This window comes from Haloarcula sp. Atlit-7R (assembly GCF_003666065.1).
Classification (GTDB): Archaea; Halobacteriota; Halobacteria; order Halobacteriales; family Haloarculaceae; genus Haloarcula; species Haloarcula taiwanensis.
The window spans coordinates 1-439 of record NZ_QXIK01000117.1; the positions used below are offsets into that span (position 1 = coordinate 1).

Sequence of the window (439 nt, forward strand, 5' to 3'; positions counted from 1 at the left end):
GGCCTGACCTTCCACCGGCGACTTGCCATTGGCGGCGGCGAACCATTTCTCCAGCGCCGGGTTGGACTCCAGGGCGTAGTTGCTGGTGGCCATGACCGGCATCAGCTTGAACGCCTTGAGGCGCGACAGCGGGAAAGGGCCGTGCTCGATGCGGTCGTTGATCACCAGCTCGAACTGGCGCGGCTCGTCGCCGTCCAGCGAGCCGTTGAAGGTGATGCGGTAGCGGGCGTTGCTGCTGAGGAAATGGCGCTCCAGCGACAGCAGCTCGATGGAAGCGTCCAGGCCCAGTGCCGGCAGGGTCTTGGCCATGTCGGCGTTGGCCTGCTTGATCGATTCGTCCAGTACCGTGGGCAGCTGGTTGCCGGTGTACCAGGCGCCGCCCGCGCCGATGGCGGCGACGGCAACGAGTGCGCCTACAGCGATACCTGCAGATTTTTTC

1 protein-coding gene is annotated in these 439 nt (G+C 65.4%); it reads right to left on the minus strand.

Annotation, left to right across the window (positions count from 1 at the left end):
* The coding region (locus D3D01_RS22920; protein WP_121513877.1) for a DUF945 family protein at nt 1-439 on the minus strand (439 nt) is incomplete at both ends.